2 protein-coding genes are annotated in these 2,345 nt (G+C 64.0%); both read right to left on the bottom strand.

Going from position 1 to position 2,345, the window contains the following annotated elements:
- Window positions 1-98: 98 nt before the first annotated feature.
- A complete protein-coding gene (locus Aple_RS51675) occupies window positions 99-1,115 on the bottom strand; it encodes a TetR/AcrR family transcriptional regulator (RefSeq protein WP_155352162.1) in 1,017 nt (338 codons plus the stop codon).
- A gap of 91 nt (window positions 1,116-1,206) precedes the next feature.
- Window positions 1,207-2,148, bottom strand: coding sequence for an acyl-CoA desaturase (locus Aple_RS51670; protein ID WP_155352161.1), 942 nt, complete (start codon window positions 2,146-2,148; stop codon window positions 1,207-1,209).
- Window positions 2,149-2,345 lie beyond the last annotated feature (197 nt).

The raw sequence follows: 2,345 nt of genomic DNA, 5'->3' as shown, positions 1-2,345 counted from the left end.
GTGTTCATGGTCGTTGTTCGAGGTGACAGCCAGGGCGATGGCGGGGGCGGGCGGAGCCCGAGGGAAAACAAGGGGCTGGGTGGGTGGGAGAACCACCCTTACTGGGGTTCTGCGTCTGCGAGGCGGGCTTCTAGTTCGGCTTGGCGGGCTTCGAGGGCACGGAGGCGTTCCTGCTCGCGGTGTTCGCGTTCGCGTTGTTTCTCGAGCTCGCGCTGGAGCTTTTCGTGTTCCTTTGTCTCGCGTTCGCGTTGTTTGTCTAGCTCACGCTGAGCCTTCTCCTGCTCCTTGAGCTCGCGTTCGCGCTGCCGCTCCTGCTCCTTGGCCTCGCGCTCTCGCTGCTTGTCGAGCTCGCGGCGCAGCTTCTCCTGCTCTTTGAGCTCCCGCTCCCGCTGCTTACCGAGTTCCTTGAGCTCCTTGTCGGTGAGCTTCTGCCCGGGCACCATCGGCATGTCGGGAACAAGGCTCGGAGAGAGGACGAGCCCACGTGACGCACTCGTCAGCCGCGGATTCGGGTCTAAACTCGTCAGACCGTTCCAGCAGAGGTTGACCACATGAGCGGCCACCTCCTCGCGGCTCGGCTTACGCACGTCCAGCCACCACTGGCCGGTCAGAGCGACCATGCCCACCAGCATCTGGGCGTACATCGGAGCAAGCTTCGGATCGTAGCCCCGCTCCACGAACTCGTCGGCCAGGACGTCCTCCACCTGGCTGGCGATGTCGCTGAGCAGGCTGCCGAAAGTCCCCGTCCCGGAAGCCGCGTGCGAGTCACGAACCAGGATCCGGAACCCCTCGCTGCTCTCCTCGATGTACTGCAACAGCGCCAGCGCCGCCCGCTCCAGCTTGACCAGCGAATGCGACGCCGACAGTGCCTGCGTCACCAGGCTGAGCAGCCGCTGCATCTCCCGATCGATGACGACCGCGTAGATCCCTTCCTTGCCCCCGAAATGTTCGTACACCACGGGCTTGGACACCTTCGCGTGAGCTGCGATCTCCTCCACCGACGTCCCGTCGAACCCCTTCTCCGCGAAGAGCGCACGACCGATATGGATCAACTGCTCGCGCCGCTCGGCGCCGGTCATGCGTCTGCGGGATCTGGGTTCGGTCACGGGTTCCATAATGGCGGGCGCCGTGGAATCCGTCCCATTCGGGGATGGAAGACGTACGGCTACCACGATCTCCGCGGTAGCCGTACGAGAATTGCCTGGGTCAGTCAAGGCGCTTCGCCGCCAGTCTCTCGGGGATGGGCCAGCGCACGTCATACACCCAGCCGAGTTTCTCGAAGATGCGGATGGTGCCCGCGCTGAGGTCGATCTGGCCCTTCAGGGCGCCGTGCCGGGCGCAGGTGGGGTCGGAGTGGTGCAGGTTGTGCCAGGACTCGCCGAACGAGGGGATGGCCAGCCACCAGACATTTCGCGACTTGTCGCGAACTTCAAAGGCTTCGTCGCCGAAGACGTGGCAGATCGAGTTGATCGACCAGGTGACGTGGTGCAGCAGGCCGATCCGGATCACGGTGCCCCAGAAGAACGCGGTGGCCGCGCCCTGCCAGGACCAGGTGATCAATCCGCCGAGGACGGCGGGGAGGACCAGGGAGGTGATCGCCAGAGTGGGGAAGAACTTGTGGAGCTTGATGACGTCCGGGTCTTTGACCAGGTCCGGGGCATACTTCTCCCGGTTTGTACGGTGTGTCTCGAACAACCAGCCCATGTGGGCCCAGAGCAGGCCCTTGGTGATGGCCCAGAAGCCGGTGCCGAAGCGCCACGGCGAGTGCGGATCGCCGTCCTTGTCGGAGAACTTGTGGTGCTTGCGGTGGGTCGCGACCCAGTCGAGCACCGACATCTCCAGGGAGAGGCTCCCCGCGATGCCGAGCGCGATCTTCATCGGGCGCTTGGCCTTGAACGAGCCGTGGGTGAAGAAACGGTGCAGACCGACCGTCACCCCCAGGCCGGTGACCACGTAGAAGACAACGCCGATCGCGACGTCGACCCAGCTGAGCAGGCCCCAACTCCAGGCCATCGGTACGACGACGGCGAGTGCCACCAGCGGCGCCCCGACGACGAAACCGAAGGTGATGAGCTCGGGAAGGGTCTTCGGTTCGGGGTCGATGTCCGGTTTCGGCTGCGGAGCGGCTCGCTCCGTTACAACGGTCATGGGCTACCTCGCGGTCGTGGGATTGCTGCCTACGCTACCGTAACTTACGCCATCGTAAGTAAGGAAGCCCTAAGTTGTGACTGTATGGAACATGACCTTCGAAGCTCCATCTCATGGCGCTCCCCCGACTTGCCGAACAACACAAAGCCTGTTAAAGGGGTTCTCCCACCCACCCATCCCTTTGTTCCACCTCGGGC

It is taken from the genome of Acrocarpospora pleiomorpha (assembly GCF_009687885.1).
GTDB lineage: Bacteria > Actinomycetota > Actinomycetes > Streptosporangiales > Streptosporangiaceae > Acrocarpospora > Acrocarpospora pleiomorpha.
Note: the sequence above shows the minus strand (reverse complement) of the source record. Positions and strands in the feature narration are given on the sequence as shown.